This is a genomic window from Exiguobacterium sp. RIT594 (assembly GCF_003339585.1).
Classification (GTDB): domain Bacteria; phylum Bacillota; class Bacilli; order Exiguobacteriales; family Exiguobacteriaceae; genus Exiguobacterium_A.
This window is the reverse complement of record NZ_QPKF01000001.1, coordinates 1517447-1534255: the sequence shown is the minus strand read 5'-3', so window position 1 is coordinate 1534255 and position 16809 is coordinate 1517447. Positions and strand designations below refer to the sequence as shown.

16 protein-coding genes are annotated in these 16809 nt (G+C 49.6%); all 16 read left to right on the top strand.

Annotated features, from left to right (window positions below):
- Positions 1-30 precede the first annotated feature (30 nt).
- The 16 genes from DVG79_RS07990 (at position 31) to DVG79_RS07915 (ending at position 16764) form a co-directional block, all read left to right on the top strand.
- Positions 31-582, top strand: coding sequence for a cob(I)yrinic acid a,c-diamide adenosyltransferase (locus DVG79_RS07990; protein WP_114596244.1), 552 nt, complete (start codon positions 31-33; stop codon positions 580-582).
- Positions 579-1832 (top strand): EF-P 5-aminopentanol modification-associated protein YfmF, encoded by a 1254-nt coding sequence (yfmF, locus tag DVG79_RS07985; RefSeq protein WP_114596243.1) that lies wholly within the window; start codon positions 579-581, stop codon positions 1830-1832. The genes DVG79_RS07990 and yfmF overlap by 4 nt, the downstream gene beginning before the upstream one ends.
- Entirely contained in the window at positions 1829-3100 is a 1272-nt protein-coding gene (yfmH, locus tag DVG79_RS07980) for an EF-P 5-aminopentanol modification-associated protein YfmH (RefSeq protein ID WP_369835036.1), read from the top strand. The genes yfmF and yfmH overlap by 4 nt, the downstream gene beginning before the upstream one ends.
- 3 nt (positions 3101-3103) lie before the next feature.
- On the top strand, positions 3104-3808 hold the full coding sequence (gene ymfI / locus DVG79_RS07975) for an elongation factor P 5-aminopentanone reductase (RefSeq protein WP_114596241.1): 705 nt from the start codon (positions 3104-3106) through the stop codon (positions 3806-3808).
- A 94-nt stretch (positions 3809-3902) separates the two neighbouring features.
- On the top strand, positions 3903-4685 hold the full coding sequence (locus DVG79_RS07970; protein ID WP_012369925.1) for a DUF3388 domain-containing protein: 783 nt from the start codon (positions 3903-3905) through the stop codon (positions 4683-4685).
- A 27-nt stretch (positions 4686-4712) separates the two neighbouring features.
- Positions 4713-5603, top strand: a complete 891-nt coding sequence (locus DVG79_RS07965; protein ID WP_114596240.1) for a helix-turn-helix domain-containing protein — start codon at positions 4713-4715, stop codon at positions 5601-5603.
- A gap of 61 nt (positions 5604-5664) precedes the next feature.
- Entirely contained in the window at positions 5665-6243 is a 579-nt protein-coding gene (pgsA, locus tag DVG79_RS07960) for a CDP-diacylglycerol--glycerol-3-phosphate 3-phosphatidyltransferase (protein ID WP_114596239.1), read from the top strand.
- A gap of 70 nt (positions 6244-6313) precedes the next feature.
- Positions 6314-7558 carry a competence/damage-inducible protein A gene (locus DVG79_RS07955; protein ID WP_114596238.1) on the top strand — a complete coding sequence of 415 codons (1245 nt, stop codon included), beginning with the start codon at positions 6314-6316 and terminating at the stop codon, positions 7556-7558.
- 101 nt (positions 7559-7659) lie between these two features.
- Complete coding sequence (recA, locus tag DVG79_RS07950) at positions 7660-8703, top strand: recombinase RecA (protein ID WP_114596237.1); 1044 nt, start codon at positions 7660-7662, stop codon at positions 8701-8703.
- 193 nt (positions 8704-8896) lie between these two features.
- Entirely contained in the window at positions 8897-10459 is a 1563-nt protein-coding gene (rny, locus tag DVG79_RS07945; RefSeq protein WP_026828797.1) for a ribonuclease Y, read from the top strand.
- 51 nt (positions 10460-10510) lie between these two features.
- Positions 10511-11305 carry a TIGR00282 family metallophosphoesterase gene (locus DVG79_RS07940; RefSeq protein WP_012369931.1) on the top strand — a complete coding sequence of 265 codons (795 nt, stop codon included), beginning with the start codon at positions 10511-10513 and terminating at the stop codon, positions 11303-11305.
- 29 nt (positions 11306-11334) lie between these two features.
- Complete coding sequence (locus DVG79_RS07935; protein ID WP_012369932.1) at positions 11335-11595, top strand: stage V sporulation protein S; 261 nt, start codon at positions 11335-11337, stop codon at positions 11593-11595.
- Positions 11596-11797: 202 nt separating this feature from the next.
- Positions 11798-13549: a 2-oxoacid:acceptor oxidoreductase subunit alpha gene (locus DVG79_RS07930; RefSeq protein WP_114596574.1), complete on the top strand. Its 1752-nt coding sequence runs from the start codon at positions 11798-11800 to the stop codon at positions 13547-13549.
- Positions 13536-14402, top strand: a complete 867-nt coding sequence (locus DVG79_RS07925; RefSeq protein ID WP_114596236.1) for a 2-oxoacid:ferredoxin oxidoreductase subunit beta — start codon at positions 13536-13538, stop codon at positions 14400-14402. The genes DVG79_RS07930 and DVG79_RS07925 overlap by 14 nt, the downstream gene beginning before the upstream one ends.
- A gap of 95 nt (positions 14403-14497) precedes the next feature.
- Entirely contained in the window at positions 14498-15589 is a 1092-nt protein-coding gene (gene tdh, locus DVG79_RS07920; protein WP_114596235.1) for an L-threonine 3-dehydrogenase, read from the top strand.
- Positions 15589-16764: a glycine C-acetyltransferase gene (locus DVG79_RS07915; RefSeq protein WP_114596234.1), complete on the top strand. Its 1176-nt coding sequence runs from the start codon at positions 15589-15591 to the stop codon at positions 16762-16764. Before tdh ends, DVG79_RS07915 begins: the two co-directional genes overlap by 1 nt.
- Positions 16765-16809 lie beyond the last annotated feature (45 nt).

The window sequence follows — 16809 nt, the reverse complement described above, 5'->3', positions numbered from 1 at the left end:
TCGCTTCCTTTCGCTATAGGAGTGAGTCGTTTGAAAATCTATACTAAATCAGGTGATGAGGGAGATACGTCACTTGTCGGTGGACGTGTTAAAAAAAATGATGTGCGGATTACGCTGATGGGCGAACTGGACGAACTGAACAGTTTTGTCGGACTGGCCCGGACAAAAGCGACATCAATCGAAGTCAAAGAACAATTGACGGTCATCCAGCATGTCCTGTTCGATTGCGGGAGTGACTTGATGTATGTCGAACCGAAAGCATCCCGTCTGAGTACGACTGCGACGGAAGATCTCGAAAGCTGGATTGACAGTCTGACGGAACTGTCGCCGCCGCTCGATAAATTCATCTTACCGGGTGGCACGGAAGCCGCAGCCTGCCTGCATGTGGCGCGAACCGTCTGCCGGCGTGTCGAACGGGCGATGATCGATGTCGAACAGGCACATCATTTGTTACCGTTCATCAACCGTCTAAGCGATTTCTTCTTTACGGCAGCCCGTTATGAAAATGCGGTCAATGAAAAAGCGGATATCGAATATTTACGCAGTGCCCATGTGTTTAAACGAAAGGATGGAGAAGCATGAGTCAGTCATTTCAAACGTGGAACAAACAAGGAACGACCTTTCATCTCGTTCCAACCGATAAATTCAAGACGACGACGGTCCTCGTGACGTTTTCAGCACCACTCGAAGAAAAAACGCTGACGAGCCGTGCTCTGTTGCCGTACATCATGGAAAAGTCGACAGCGGCCTATCCGTCGATGAAAGCGTTGCGTGAACCGCTTGAAACCTTATATGATGCAGGTCTGTATGCCGATGCTTCGAAATTCGGGGAAGAACACGTCATCTCGTTCCAGCTGGATGTCGTCCGCGGGGATCTCGTCCGTCATGAGACGTTGCTCGAAGAAGCACTCGATTTACTGGAACAGATGATTTTTTATCCGGACCTGACAGAGGGTGGATTCCGGGAACAGTTCGTCAAACAGGAAAAACGGTTGCACGCTCTCCGGATCAGCTCGTTATACGATGATAAGATGCGTTTTGCCCAGCAGCGTTTGCTCGAGCTGATGGCTCCGGGAGAAGCGGTTTCGTTATCCTCGCTCGGTACACTCGAAGCACTGGAACAGATCACACCGGCTTCCTTACGTGATACATACCGCTCGATGGTCGAACAGGACCGGATTGATGTATTTGTCGTTGGTCATGTCACGCAAGAGGAGATGGAAGATGCGTTATCGTTCTTACCTTCCCACGATGAAAAGGCGAGTCACTACATTCCGGCCCAAAAACAGGTGGCAGGCGTCAAACGTTCGTCAGAGACGCAACCGATCAAACAAGGTAAATTGCATTTAGGATATCGTGTCAGTGTCGATCCGACGTCCGTCGATTCGATTCGGATGCAAATCGTGAACGGTCTGTTCGGAGGATTCCCGCATTCGAAGCTGTTCATGAATGTCCGTGAAAAAGAGAGTCTCGCCTATTATGCGGCATCCCGTTATGCCGCACTGAACAGTGCATTGTATGTCTATGCCGGCGTCGAGACGAAACAGGCGGAACGGGCCGAAACGATTATCGGCGAACAACTGAAGGATCTCAAGGCAGGGCAGTTCACGGATCAGGAACTGACGCAGACAAAGGCGATGTTAATCAATGCCCGTCGGCAAATTTTGGATCAGCCGGGACAATTGATCGGCTGGTTGAATGGATCGAAGATGCGCGGACTGACGCTTGAAGATGAGATTCATCTCATCGAGACGGCAACACGTGAGGATGTCGTCCGTTTAGCGGCAACGATTGAGCTTGAGGCAGTTTATCTATTGCGAGGTGAAGAATAATGGAACAGTTGACGTATCACGATACAGACGAAACAGTATTTTTTGAACAGCTCGATAACGGACTTGCTGTCTATTTACTTCAGAAAAAAGGATACGAAAAGACGTATGCGACGTTTACGACGCGTTACGGATCGATCGATAACCGCTTTAAAAAGGATGGACAATGGGTCAATGTCCCGGACGGCATCGCGCATTTTCTCGAGCACAAGATGTTTGAGTCGGAGCAAGGGGATGTTTTCCAAGAATTCGGACGCCTCGGTGCATCGGCAAACGCCTTCACATCGTTCTCGCGGACTGCGTATCTGTTCTCGGCGACATCGTTGATTGAACAAAATCTGGAAACGTTGATTGATTTCGTCCAGGATCCGTATTTCACGGAAGAGAGTGTCGAAAAAGAAAAAGGCATCATCACTCAAGAAATTCAGATGTATCAGGATAATCCGGGATGGCGCCTATTCTTCGGTCTGATCGAATCGATGTATGCAAAACACCCGGTCCGGATCGACATCGCCGGGACACCGGAATCAATCGATCAGATTACGGCGGATGATCTCTATACGTGTTACCGGACGTTTTATCATCCGTCCAATATGGTGCTGTTCGTCGTCGGTAATATCGATCCTGCCGAGACGCTGGCCTTGATTAAAGCGAACCAGGCGAAAAAAGATTATACGGATCGCCCGGCGATCGAACGCGATTACGGCGTCGAACCAGACAATGTCTTCCGTAAACGATTTGAACTTGAACTGGACGTCAAGACACCAAAAGTCCTGATCGGTTATAAAGACAGTTCACTCGGCGGACAGGAACAATTGCGTCGTGAACTGACAAGCGAACTGTTGTTACACCTGTTATTTGACCAGACGTCGTCCACGTATCTCGAGCTGTACGAAGACGGTTTGATCGACGATACGTTCAGCTTTGATTATTCGAGTGAAGAAGAATTTGCCTTCGCGACATTCGGAATGGAGACGGAAGATCCGGAGCGTTTCATCACAGCCTATGAAAAACTGTTGGCTGTCCGTCCCGACTTTGAAGAAACAGAAGTCGTCCGGAAGCGGAACATGATGCAGGGGAAATTCCTCCGGTCGCTGAACTCACCGGAATTCATCGCAAATCAATTCTCACGTCATGCTCTTGCCGGAACGAACCTGTTTACGTTACCGACTTTGATCGCATCGATTACAAAAGAAGAAATCGAAGCCCGGTTCGATGAATTGTTCGCGCTTGAAAATCGTGCGATTTCCATCGTTAAACCGTATGCTTGACCGATGCGGATTTTAATTACGGGAGCAAGCGGAGCAATTGGTCGGGCGACAGTCTTCCGCTTAGCGGCGGAAGGGCATGAACTCGTCCTCCACACCCACCAAAAACAACATGAGCTCGAACAGATGGTGAAGCAGTTGCCTGTGACGACGGAGATCGTCACAGGCGATCTGTCTGACCGGGGGAACTTGACGGCATTTTGTGAGAAATTACCGTCTGTCGACGGGTTCGTGCACATTGCCGGAACGAGTTTCAGTGGTCTGCTCGTTGATCAGTCCCGTTCCTCGATTGAGTCGATGATGACGTTGCACGTCGAATCCCTGATTCGGATTGCCCAGACTTTGACGAGCCGAAAAGCTTTTTCAGCATCACTTTCGATCGTCGTCGTCAGCAGCGTATTAGGTGAATTCGGTGCCGCCGGTGAAGTCGTCTATTCGATCTGTAAGGCGGCACAACTCGGTTTCGTCAAGTCGTACAGTAAAGAGCTCGGTGCGATGAATGGACGGGTGAATGGTATTACGCCGGGCTGGATCGAGACACCGATGAATGCCGTCTTTTCCGCAGAAGACCGGGACTTGGCACTCGCTGAAATTCCGGCCGGCCGTTTTGGACGGGTCGAGGAAGTGGCATCCGCCATAACGTATTTAATGGGACAAGATTCGGCATATATGAATGGTGCCGTTCTCAAAATTGACGGCGGTTGGATGTAATCCGTTGAAATTTGCTTAGGGGAATGCTTTTCATTTTTCAAAAAATCATTTAACATGAGGGATGGATAATCGATTTGAAGAGGAGGCTGGGCGCGTGAGTGAATTCGAACAGTGGTATCTGGAGTACGAACTGAACGTCAATCGTCCTGGTATATTAGGGGACATCGCGTCACTCATGGGGATGCTACATATTTCGATTGTCACGATTAACGGTGTCGATCACCAGCGTCGGGGCATGTTGCTTCAAACAAAGCAACCGGATCAAATCCCGCGACTCGCAGCCATTCTGAAGACGATGACGACGATCGACGTGATCAAACTTCGTAAACCGAAACTCCGGGACCGGATTGCGATTCGCCATGGTCGTTACATCGACCACAGCAGCGGCGAAATCAAGACGTTCCGTTTCGTCCGGGAAGATTTAGGGATTCTCGTCGATTTCATGGCCGAACTCTGCAAACAGGACGGCCATCTGTTGATTGGTGTTCGCGGTATGCCGCGTGTCGGTAAAACCGAATCCATCGTGGCGGCGAGTGTCAGTGCCAATAAAAAATGGTTATTTCTTTCATCGACGTTAATCAAACAGACGGTCCGGACTTCCTTGTTCGACGATGAACGGACAGGCGATTATGTGTATATCATCGATGCGCTTGTCTCACAGCGCCATTTCGACGAGCGGCATTGGCAGATTTTACGTGAAGTCATGCGACTTCCCGCTACCAAAATCGTTGAACATCCAGATGCTTTTGTTAAATCGAGCGAATACACGTGGGATGATTTTGATTACATCATTGAATTACGCAACTCGACAGAAGAAATCATTGTCACCGAACCACCTCGTGCCCATGGCGGGAACGATTGGTTCAATTTCGAATAAGTATTGAAAATGGAAGGTGTGTTACCGATGACTGAGCTCGGAACCTACTTAAAGGAACAACGGGAGACGTTAGGAATCTCTCTTGAACAAATTCAAAGTACAACAAAAATTCAAAAACGTTACATTGTTGCGATTGAAGAGGGCGACTATAAACAATTGCCGGGTGCATTTTATGCACGTGCCTTTATCAAGACATACGCGGAAGCGCTCGGTCTTGATGTCGATGAAGTGTTTACGACTTACAAACGTGATTTGCCGGAACCGGAAGCGCAACCTGTCGTTGAGCTGTCCCGCCGGGCGACGTATTCGAAATCAACGGCACCGAAGAAAAGTGTCGCCAAACGGTGGATTCCGAATATCATCATCATTGCCTTGATTTTTGCAATCGGGGTAGCCTTGTATTACGGATTCCAAGCGTTCCAGGATGGTGACGGAACGAAAACGGCGACACCGAAACAAAGTGAGGTCACAATTGATGAAGGTGACGCACCGAGTGAGGAAGCGGACGCACCGGTAGCGGAAGAACCGAAAGAGGAACCGGCGAAAAAAGAAGAACCTGTAAAAAAAGAAACGAAAAAACCATTGACAGTCAAGACGACAGTCGGTCAAGACATCACCTATGAGGTCCCGACAGATGGTACAATGAGTGTATCAATCCGGATCAAAAAAGATGCATCACCGTCACCGTTCGTCGGTGTACGGGATACTTCTTTAGAAGGACAAGCACTCGCGCCTGACCATATCAATGCGTCAGATCCAAACCCGATCGTCGTCAAAAATGCCAAAACGGACGTGATTCGGATTCGGGTCGGCTCCATCAAAGGAATCGACCGGATTCTCGTCAACAATCAGGAGCTTAAGCTTAACCGCTCCCTCCTCGTTCAGAATATTTACTTGAAGAAAGTAGCCACGCCATAAGGCGTGTCTTCTTCATGTCAGCCCTGCTGGCATACATAACCCGAAAAGGAGGGATACGAGAATGAACTTGCCCAATCAATTGACGGTCTTACGCGTGTTACTGATTCCCGTGTTCGTTGCCGTCTTAGCCATCAATCCAGACTGGGGACAGTGGGATGTCTTAGGAGCGGAACTCCCGGTTTCCCACTTTGTCGCCGCGATGATCTTTTCCGTCGCCGCCATCACCGATTGGCTCGACGGGTATATTGCCCGGAAAAACAAACTGGTCACGAACTTCGGTAAATTTATGGATCCCCTCGCCGACAAGATGCTTGTCGCTGCGGCACTCGTCTATTTAGTCGAACTCGGATTCGTAGCTGCCTGGGTCGTCGTGATCATCTTATGCCGTGAATTTGCTGTGACAGGACTCCGTCTCGTCGCTTCAGATGAAGGGATTGTCCTTGCAGCCGGAAATTCCGGAAAAGCAAAGACCTGGGTCCAGTTGACATCCATCATCGCCTTTTTACTGCACGATATCGGATTTGCGTTATTTAACATTCCGTTTGCGGAAATCACGATGTGGTTGGCGTTGATTTTAACAATTTATTCAGGTCTCGAGTATTTCTCGAAAAATATCAAATTAATTACGAAATCCATGTAAGGTGGATCAAACAAGACTGTTCGTCAAACCGAACAGTCTTTTCGTATAGTTAAGAAAGCGGGGATGTAGGATGAAAGCAGAAATCATTGCTGTCGGAAGTGAATTGTTGTTAGGGGAAATCGCGAATACGAATGCCCAGTATTTATCGGAGTGGCTTGCGACATGCGGTATTGACGTGCATTACCATACAGTCGTCGGGGATAATAGGGAGCGGATGGTTGAAGTCGTGACACGGGCCCAGGAGCGGGCGGAGCTGATCGTCATTACCGGAGGGCTCGGACCGACGGAAGATGATTTGACGAAAGAAGTCGTAGCAGACTTACTCGGACGGACACTTCATGTGGATCAACCGGCCTATGACCGGATTGAAGCATTCTTAAAAACACGGGGACGCATGATGACGGAAAATGAAAAAAAACAGGCACTGGTCATCGATCAGGCCGATGTTTTGACGAACCAGGCGGGACTTGCACCGGGTATGTCCGTTCATACAGCGGACCATCAATACATTCTGCTACCGGGTGTCCCGCGGGAAATGAAACGGATCATTGCGGACCATTTCGATCATCTTTTAGGCAAGGAAACGATTAAATCGAGAACATTACGTTTCTTCGGTATCGGAGAGTCGGCATTAAACGATCAGTTGGCGGATCTCATCCGGACTGCCCGTAATCCTTCCGTCGCGCCGTATGCTGAATTAGCAGAAGTCCGTCTTCGTCTGACGGCAAAGGCGCTTGATGAACAGGTCGCCCTTGGTATGCTCGATACGCTGGAGCAGCAGATACTTGCCGAAGTCGGAAGTCACTTTTACGGTTACGGCGAAACGAGTTTACCAGAAGTCGTCCTCGACCGCTGCCGGAAAGCCGGCCTGACCCTGTCTGCAGCGGAGTCACTGACCGGAGGTGCTTTTGCGAGCGGCTTGACCGATATTCAAGGCGCAAGTGATGTTTTCCGCGGCAGTGCCGTCGTCTATTCGGATACCGCTAAAGTGAACGTTCTGGGTGTACCGCAGACCTTACTTGATGAAGAGACTGCCGTCAGCAGAGATGTTGCCGTTGCGATGGCGGAAGGGGCACGCAAACTGTATCAAACGGATCTTGCGATCGCTTTAACCGGTGAAGCAGGTCCGACGAGCAACAGCGGACGAGCGGTCGGGACGGTCTACTGTGCCCTGGCACATTCAGGCGGTACGGAAGTACGTGAACTGACGTATCCCGCCTTCGACCGTGGTATGATTAGATTACGTTCTGTCAAAGATGCGTACTTCATGCTCATTCAGAATATCAGCCTGACGGACGAAATAGGCAAAAGATGATTTCTTTCAACTATGCGAATAAATGTTCGTAAAAAGCTTGTTATTCGGTCTCAAAAGAAGTACAATAATCTCAGTAAGATAAATAAAAGGAGGCCTGCTACGTGAGTGATCGTAAAGCAGCACTTGAGATGGCATTACGCCAGATTGAGAAACAATTTGGTAAAGGTTCAATCATGAAACTAGGTGAAAGTCCAGATCAGAAAGTATCCGTAATCTCTTCTGGATCCATCACATTAGATATAGCGCTCGGTGCAGGTGGATATCCACGTGGACGGGTAATCGAAGTCTATGGTCCAGAATCTTCTGGTAAAACGACAGTCTCGCTGCATGCGATTGCTGAAGTTCAAAAACAAGGCGGACAGGCAGCATTCATCGATGCCGAGCACGCACTCGATCCGGCTTATGCCAGCAAACTCGGTGTCAACATCGACGAGTTATTGTTATCACAACCGGATACAGGAGAACAGGCACTTGAAATCGCGGAAGCTTTAGTCCGTTCAGGAGCTGTCGATATCCTCGTTGTCGACTCAGTAGCTGCACTTGTCCCGAAAGCCGAGATTGAAGGCGAAATGGGTGACTCGCATATGGGTCTGCAAGCCCGTTTGATGAGTCAGGCGTTACGTAAATTGTCGGGTGCGACAAACAAATCAAAAACAATCGTCATCTTCATCAACCAGATTCGTGAAAAAATTGGTGTCATGTTCGGTAACCCGGAAACGACTCCAGGTGGACGTGCCTTGAAATTCTATTCATCCGTCCGTCTTGAAGTCCGTCGTGCGGAAGCCTTGAAAAACGGAACAGACATCGTCGGAAACCGGACGAAACTGAAAGTCGTTAAAAACAAGATCGCGCCGCCGTTCAAACAAGCGGAAGTCGATATCATGTACGGACAAGGTATCTCGAAATTTGGTGAATTGATTGATCTTGGAACAGAACTTGATATCGTCCAAAAAAGTGGCGCTTGGTATTCATACAATTCAGAGCGTCTTGGTCAAGGACGTGAAAATGCAAAACAATACATGATCGAACATCCAGATGTTGCGGATGAGGTCGAACGGTTGATTCGTGAGCATCACGGTCTTGTCGACCGCAAAGATCCGGTTGATTTTGAAGAAGGTCAAGATGAAGATTTGTTTGCAGAATAAGCCGAAAGAGAGTGGAATCGATTCAGATTCTGCTCTTTTTTTGTTGAAAAGAGGAAAACATAGGAATTCTTTCCCGCCCGTTCGTTGACAATGAACGAGTGCTATCCTTACAATATAGATGTACGTTTTTTAGACAGCTTCGATGAATAACCGAAATGAACTAAGAAACACCTTGTAAAGGGGAGGTGAACCCATGGGTACAACAACTTGGATTGTCATACTTCTCCTCGCAATACTAATCGCATTCATCGTAGGCTACTTCTTGCGGAAATCGATTGCAGAAGCGAAGATTCAAGGCGCGGAAACAGAAGCGACGAAAATCGTGGAACGTGCACAAGTATCAGCGGAAGCAACGAAAAAAGAAGCATTGCTCGAAGCGAAAGATGAAGCTTTTAAACTTCGGACAGAAGTCGAAAAAGAGCTTCGTGAACGTCGTCAAGAGTTAACGAAACAAGAAGGACGATTGCTTCAAAAAGAAGAGACACTCGATCGCCGTGTTGATTCCATCGACCGTAAGGAAGAGCAAATCAATACGCGGGATGCAGAGATCGCGAAACGGAAGCATCAAGCTGAAGAGTTAGAACGCAAAGTAGAGGACCTGTATGAACAGGGACGCCAAGAGCTCGTCCGTGTTGCGAATCTTTCGCAAGACGAGGCTAGAGCTATCATCATGGATGAGACGAAACAAGCTGCTATGCATGACGCAGCGATTCTTCAAAAAGAAATCGAACAAAAAGCAAAAGAAGAAGCAGACAAAAAAGCACGCAACATTCTTTCACTTGCGATTCAACGGTTCGCCGCGGAACATATCGCAGAGACAACGGTTTCTGTCGTCAACTTGCCGAATGACGAAATGAAAGGCCGGATCATCGGTCGTGAAGGTCGAAACATTCGGACACTTGAAACGTTGACAGGTATCGATTTAATCATCGATGACACACCAGAAGCAGTCATCTTATCCGGGTTTGATCCAATTCGCCGGGAAGTGGCAAAAATGGCACTTGAAAAACTCGTTCAAGACGGTCGGATTCATCCGGCTCGGATTGAAGAGATGGTCGACAAGTCACGTCGGGAAGTCGACGAACGGATTCGTGAAATCGGTGAAGAAGCGACATATGATGTCGGCATTCACGGGATTCATCCGGATCTTGTCAAAATTCTCGGTCGCTTGAAGTATCGGACAAGTTACGGTCAAAACGTATTGTTCCATTCACTCGAAGTCGCGCATCTTGCCGGTATGATGGCAGCTGAGCTCGGAGAAGATGTAACACTTGCAAAACGGGCCGGTCTCCTGCACGATATCGGGAAAGCGATTGACCACGAAGTGGAAGGAAGTCACGTTGAAATCGGTGTGGAACTCGGTACGAAGTACAAAGAACATCCAACCGTCATCAATGCGATTGCTTCCCACCACGGGGATACGGAAGCGACATCTGTCATTTCCGTTCTGGTCGCAGCAGCAGATGCCTTATCTGCCGCCCGTCCAGGTGCACGTCAAGAAACACTCGAGAGTTACATCCGACGTCTTGAACGTCTGGAAGAAATCTCAGAATCGTTTGACGGGGTAGAGAAGTCCTTTGCGATTCAAGCAGGTCGTGAAGTACGGATCATCGTTCGTCCTGATGTCGTCGACGATGTCCTTGCCCATAAGATGGCAAGCGATATCCGGAAAAAAATCGAAGAAGAACTCGATTATCCGGGTCATATCAAAGTCACGGTCATTCGGGAAACACGGGCGGTCGAATACGCAAAATAAGCAAAGTGGCGGGCGACCGCCACTTTTTTTAATTACTTGGAGGAATGGTTCATGAAAATCTTATTTATCGGAGATGTCGTCGGAGCACCCGGCCGTCATATCTTACAGCAGTTCACAGCACGCATTAAATCCAAATATAATCCGACTGTCATGCTCGTCAATGGAGAAAATGCAGCGCATGGCCGAGGAATCACGAAATCGATTTATCATCAGTTACTTGAACTTGGATTCCATGGTGTGACGATGGGGAACCATACGTTTGATAACCGGGACATCTTTGACTGGATCGATGACGCGGACCGGATCGTCCGTCCGGCGAACTATCCGGAAGGTACACCGGGTCGTGGTATGATGGTCTTAAAAGTCGGCAACAAGAAAATCGCCGTCATCAACGTTCAAGGGACGGTCTTCTTACCGCCGCTCGGCGATCCATTCCGGACAGTCGATGAACTGATTGCTGAAGTCGAAGGCGAGGTCGATGCAATCTTCGTTGACGTTCACGCGGAAGCAACAAGTGAAAAAATCGCGATGGGCTATCACTTGGCAGGTCGTGTCCAGGCGGTTGTCGGGACCCATACGCATGTCCAGACGGCGGATGAACGGATTCTTGAAGGTGGAACGGCTTACATCACGGATGTCGGCATGACAGGTCCACTCGACGGTGTTCTCGGGATGCGCAAAGAAGATGTCTTGCGAAAATTTAAAACACAGCTCCCAACCCGGTTTGAAGTTGCTGAAGGACGGGAACAATTAAATGGAGTCTTGATTCATATTGATGATGTATCAAAAAAAGCAACGAAGATTGAACGCATCCATTTAACGGATCAATCGATTTTCTTTGATTGAGTTTTGATTTTTGATTGGGAGGTACATGCATGGACGTCCTGAAAGTATCAGCTAAATCGAATCCGAATGCGGTCGCAGGTGCGCTCGCAGGTGTACTTCGAGAGAAAGGTTCTGTCGAAATTCAGGCAATCGGAGCAGGTGCACTCAATCAATCCGTCAAAGCGGTGGCAATCGCAAGAGGATTTGTCGCACCGGCAGGCATGGATTTGATCTGTATTCCGGCATTTACCGACATCATGATTGATGGCGAGGAACGGACGGCAATCAAATTAATCATTGAACCACGATGATGCATCATTGGACATAGGTCCTACGTTAAACCAGACCATTTACTCGTTGGAGTAGATGGTCTTTTTTTATGACGGATTACAGGAAAAAATCAACGGATTCGTCAGCGGAGCATTGTACAAGCATCGGGAAATCGGTATCATGGGGGAGGATAGTGAAGCAGACAGCTTCAATCATTTCAGGGGATTAAAGGAGCGAACGTCGATGTACAATCAATTGTCATGGAAAGTAGGCGGTCAGCAGGGGGAAGGGATCGAATCGACGGGTGAGATCTTTGCCATTGCCTTGAACCGCCTTGGTTATTACTTATACGGATACCGTCATTTTTCTTCACGCATCAAAGGTGGACATACGAACAACAAAATCCGGGTCGCGACACACGAAGTCCGGACCGTCGCCGACGATCTTGATATTCTGGTTGCCTTTGACCAGGAAACGATCGACGTCAATTTCCATGAGTTGCGTCAAGGGGCAATTATCATTGCCGATGCGAAGTTCAATCCGACGAATCCAGACCAGACACGTGCTGTCCTGTATCCGATTCCTTTTACGGAAATTGCATCCGGACTCGGAACGTCGTTGATGAAGAACATGGTTGCGATCGGGGCATCGAGTGCGATTCTCGGGATTGCACCGGAACGTTTCCAGGCGGTCGTGGAACAGATATTTGGCCGCAAAGGACCGGAAATGGTCGAGAAAAACTTATCGGCGATTCGCGAAGGGGCAGCGGCATTCGAAGCGATGGCTGGAACAGCGGAACGTTTCGTCCTCGATCCGGCAGACGGACAGCAACGGATGTTCATGATCGGCAATGATGCGATTGCGCTTGGTGCAGTTGCAGGGGGGGCCCGTCTGATGGCAGCTTATCCGATTACCCCGTCGTCGGAAATCATGGAGTACTTAATTAAAAAATTACCGCAGTTCGGCGGAACCGTCGTTCAGACGGAAGATGAGCTGGCCGCAGTCACGATGGCAATTGGTGCCAACTACGCCGGCGTCCGGGCCTTGACGGCATCAGCCGGACCCGGTCTGTCGCTGATGGCAGAAGCAATCGGTTTGTCCGGAATGACGGAAACGCCGCTTGTCATCATTGATACACAACGGGGAGGACCTTCGACCGGACTGCCGACGAAACAGGAACAGTCCGACTTGATGGCGATGATTTACAGCACACACGGTGAGATTCCGAAAGTCGTCCTGGCGCCGTCGACCGTCGAGGAAGCTTTTTATGATGCAGCGGAAGCATTCAACATCGCGGAAGAATACCAATGTCCGGTCATTCTCTTGACGGATTTGATGTTATCGCTCGGGAAACAGTCTGTCGAACCGCTTGATGTCAACCGCGTTGAAATCCGCCGCGGGAAATTGATGCTGGATGAACTGCCGGAACTGGAAGGAAAAGCGTACTTCAAACGCTATGAAGTGACGGAAGACGGAATCAGTCCGCGTGTCGTCCCGGGTACGAAACACGGTATTCATCATGTGACGGGAGTCGAACATAACGAAGAAGGCCGTCCGTCGGAAGCGACGAAGAACCGGGTCGATCAAATGACGAAACGTCTCCGCAAGTTAAGTCAGTTCCGGATGAAGGATGCCGTCCTTGTCACAGAACAGCATGCCACACCGGATATTCTGTTTGTCGGTTTTAACTCGACGCGCGGAACGATTGAAGAAGTGATGCCACGTCTTGAAGAACAGGGGATTCACGTCGATCATCTCCATATCCGGCAGATGCATCCGTTTCCGAGTGAACTCGTCCGTCCGCACCTCGAGCGGGCCAAACAGGTCGTCGTCGTCGAATACAATGCGACGGGACAACTGGCGAAACTGATTCAGATGAACTGCGGTTTTGCAGAAAAAATTGAACATATTTTAAAATTCAACGGCGATCCGTTCTATCCGGCGGAAGTGGTGGAACAAGTCGTTGCAGGAGGGGTTTTCCATGGCAACCTTTAAAGATTTCAGAAACGATGTCAAACCGAACTGGTGTCCCGGCTGCGGTGACTTTTCGATTCAGGCGGCCATTCAGCGGGCGGTCGCAAACGTCGGACTGGAGCCGGAGGAACTGGCTTTGATTTCCGGTATCGGCTGTTCGGGACGGATTTCCGGTTATATCAATACGTACGGATTTCATGGGGTCCACGGCCGGTCGTTACCGATTGCCCAGGGCGTCAAGATGGCGAACCGTGAGTTGACGGTCATCGCGTCCGGCGGTGACGGGGATGGATTCGCCATCGGGATGGGACATACGATTCATGCGTTCAAACGAAATGTCGATATGACGTACATCGTCATGGACAATCAAATCTATGGTTTGACAAAAGGACAGACGTCCCCGACGTCGGCGCTCGGTTTTAAGACGAAGTCGACACCGAAAGGATCGATCGAAAAAAGTGTCTCACCGGTCGAACTAGCTTTGACGGCAGGTGCGACATTCGTTGCCCAAAGCTTTTCGAATGACTTAAAAGGATTGACGAGTCTGATTGAACAGGCGACGCAACATAAAGGATTTGCCTTTATCAACGTGTTCAGTCCGTGTGTGACGTTCAATAAAGTCAACACGTACGACTGGTTTAAACAGAATCTGACGAAACTGGATGATCTCGATGACTATGATGCGACGAATCTGGACCTTGCAAAACGGGTCGTCCACGAACATAACGGTCTCGTCATGGGCTTGATTTATCAGGACGATTCGCGTCCGGATTATCAGTCACAAATCGACGGGTATGCCGATCAGGGGCTGACTTTTGCAAATCTCGACATGGATGAAGAAACATTTGGTAAACTTGCGGCTGAATTCATGTAAACTAGAAGTGAATGATTGTTTGGTTAGTTGGGGATGCTCAATACTTGGTCTTGACCGATTAGAGAAAGAGGCAAGGACCACGAAGGAGTCGGGGAATGATGACAAAACTAGTGACAGCTGTAGAAGACACGACGAAAGTAAAAACGATGCGGGCACTCGTCAAAGAAGAACGGGGATTTGGCGCCGTTTTAAAAGAAGTGGCAGTTCCGTCACCAAAACGCGGTGAAGTCTTGATCCGCGTCGAGGCGACTTCCATTTGCGGGACGGATGTCCATATTTACGAATGGGATGCCTGGGCAGCGTCCCGTGTCAATCCACCGTATGTCTTCGGACATGAGTTTTCAGGCGAAGTCGTTGAACTCGGGGAAGGGACAAAACGTCTGAAGCTCGGGGACCATGTCTCGGCGGAAACACATATCGTCTGTCATCAATGTAAACAATGTTTACGTGGTCAATATCATATTTGTAAAAACACCAAAATCATCGGGGTCGACACGCAAGGCTGTTTCGCGGAGTACGTCGTCATGCCGGAAGAAAATCTCTGGGTCAATCCGGATGATATGCCGGCCAGCATCGCATCGATTCAAGAGCCGATGGGCAATGCCGTCCATACGGTCCTTGCAAGTGATGTCAGTGCGAAAACGGTGGCAGTCGTCGGCTGTGGTCCGATTGGTCTGATGGCCGTATCCGTCGCGAAAGCGGCAGGCGCTGCGGAAGTCATCGCAATCGATGTCAATCCGTACCGCTTGGAACTTGCGAAGACGATGGGGGCGGATGTCGTCATCGATTCGCGTCATGAAGATGTCCTCGAACGGGTCCGGATGATGACGGACGGAGACGGTATTGATGTCGTCTGCGAAATGAGCGGTCATCCGGTCGCGATCGGTCAAGCATTTGAGATGGTGACAGCAGGAGGAGACGTTAACATCTTGAGCCTGCCGGTCAAACCGGTTGAAATCGATTTGACGAACCATGTCGTCTTCAAAGGAGTCCGCGTTCAGGGGATTACCGGGCGGAAGATGTATGAGACATGGAGTCAGGTATCCGCTTTCCTGTCGAGCGGAAAAGTCGATGTGAAACCGTTGATTACGCATACGTTACCACTCGAACGGTTTGAAGAAGGATTCGAATTGATGCGACAAGGGAAATGTGGAAAGGTCGTACTACAACCAAGGGGGACGAATTAATGGGTTTTGAGCATTTACGGACAGAATTAGAAGAGATGAAACAAGCGGGAACGTTCCGCGAACTCGTCGCACTTGAAAGTGCCCAGCACAACCGGGTGACGGTCGACGGGAAAGAATTGATTCAATTGTCGTCGAACAACTATCTCGGACTCGCAGCGCATCCGCGTCTCGCGAAACGGGCAGCGGACGCAGCACTTGAATTCGGTGCCGGAACAGGATCGGTCCGGACGATTGCGGGAACACTCGAAATGCACCAGGCGTTCGAACGGGAACTGGCAACCTTTAAGCATACGGAAGCGGCACTTGTCTTCCAATCCGGATTCGCAACAAATCTCGGTGTGTTGTCTGCTTTGCTCGGACCGGAGGATGTCGTCATTTCCGACGCCTTGAACCATGCGTCGATCATCGACGGAATTCGTCTGACGAAAGCGAAACGCCGTATTTATAACCACGTTGATCTTGCGGATTTGGAAGCAGCACTGCAGGAAACACAGGACGCGCGGACGCGTCTCGTCGTAACGGACGGCGTCTTCTCGATGGACGGTAACATTGCACCGCTTCCGGAAATCGTTGAACTGGCTGAAAAATACGATGCCCTCGTCATGGTCGATGATGCCCATGCATCCGGTGTTCTCGGAAAAAGTGGCCGTGGAACCGTCAATCACTTCGGTCTCGACGGACGTGTCGCCTTACAGGTCGGTACCCTCTCAAAAGCGATAGGTGTTCTCGGGGGATATGTCGCGTGTGAACAACACGTCAAAGACTATCTGATCCATAAAGGCCGTCCGTTCCTGTTCTCAACGTCGCATCCACCGGCAGTCGTCGAAGCGAACCGGGAAGCGCTCCGCGTCATGGAAGAAGAAACGGAATTGTTTGACCGTCTCTGGGAAAACACGGAATTCTTCAAACATGGTTTGCGTGAACTCGGCTTTAATATCGGCACGTCGACGACGCCAATCACACCGGTCATCGTCGGTGACGAAGCATTATGTCATCAGCTGTCAGACCGTCTGCGTCAACACGGTGTCTTTGCACAAGGGATTGCTTTCCCAACGGTCGCAAAAGGCAAAGCGCGTGTCCGGACGATCGTCACAGCGGAACATACACGGGAAGACTTGGAGCAGGCGCTCGAAGCGTTTAAACAAGTCGGACAAGAGTTAGAATTGATTAAATAAGAAAGTCTGAAACTAAAAAGAAGGACGGCCCATCACTCCGATGCG

Coding starts and splice junctions, on each gene's coding strand:
- yfmF (WP_114596243.1), top strand. CDS start 579: ATGAGTCAGTCATTTCAAACGTGGAACAAACAAGGAACGACCTTTCAT.
- ymfI (WP_114596241.1), top strand. CDS start 3,104: ATGCGGATTTTAATTACGGGAGCAAGCGGAGCAATTGGTCGGGCGACA.
- DVG79_RS07965 (WP_114596240.1), top strand. CDS start 4,713: ATGACTGAGCTCGGAACCTACTTAAAGGAACAACGGGAGACGTTAGGA.
- pgsA (WP_114596239.1), top strand. CDS start 5,665: ATGAACTTGCCCAATCAATTGACGGTCTTACGCGTGTTACTGATTCCC.
- DVG79_RS07955 (WP_114596238.1), top strand. CDS start 6,314: ATGAAAGCAGAAATCATTGCTGTCGGAAGTGAATTGTTGTTAGGGGAA.
- rny (WP_026828797.1), top strand. CDS start 8,897: ATGGGTACAACAACTTGGATTGTCATACTTCTCCTCGCAATACTAATC.
- DVG79_RS07940 (WP_012369931.1), top strand. CDS start 10,511: ATGAAAATCTTATTTATCGGAGATGTCGTCGGAGCACCCGGCCGTCAT.
- DVG79_RS07935 (WP_012369932.1), top strand. CDS start 11,335: ATGGACGTCCTGAAAGTATCAGCTAAATCGAATCCGAATGCGGTCGCA.
- DVG79_RS07930 (WP_114596574.1), top strand. CDS start 11,798: ATGTACAATCAATTGTCATGGAAAGTAGGCGGTCAGCAGGGGGAAGGG.
- DVG79_RS07925 (WP_114596236.1), top strand. CDS start 13,536: ATGGCAACCTTTAAAGATTTCAGAAACGATGTCAAACCGAACTGGTGT.
- tdh (WP_114596235.1), top strand. CDS start 14,498: ATGATGACAAAACTAGTGACAGCTGTAGAAGACACGACGAAAGTAAAA.
- DVG79_RS07915 (WP_114596234.1), top strand. CDS start 15,589: ATGGGTTTTGAGCATTTACGGACAGAATTAGAAGAGATGAAACAAGCG.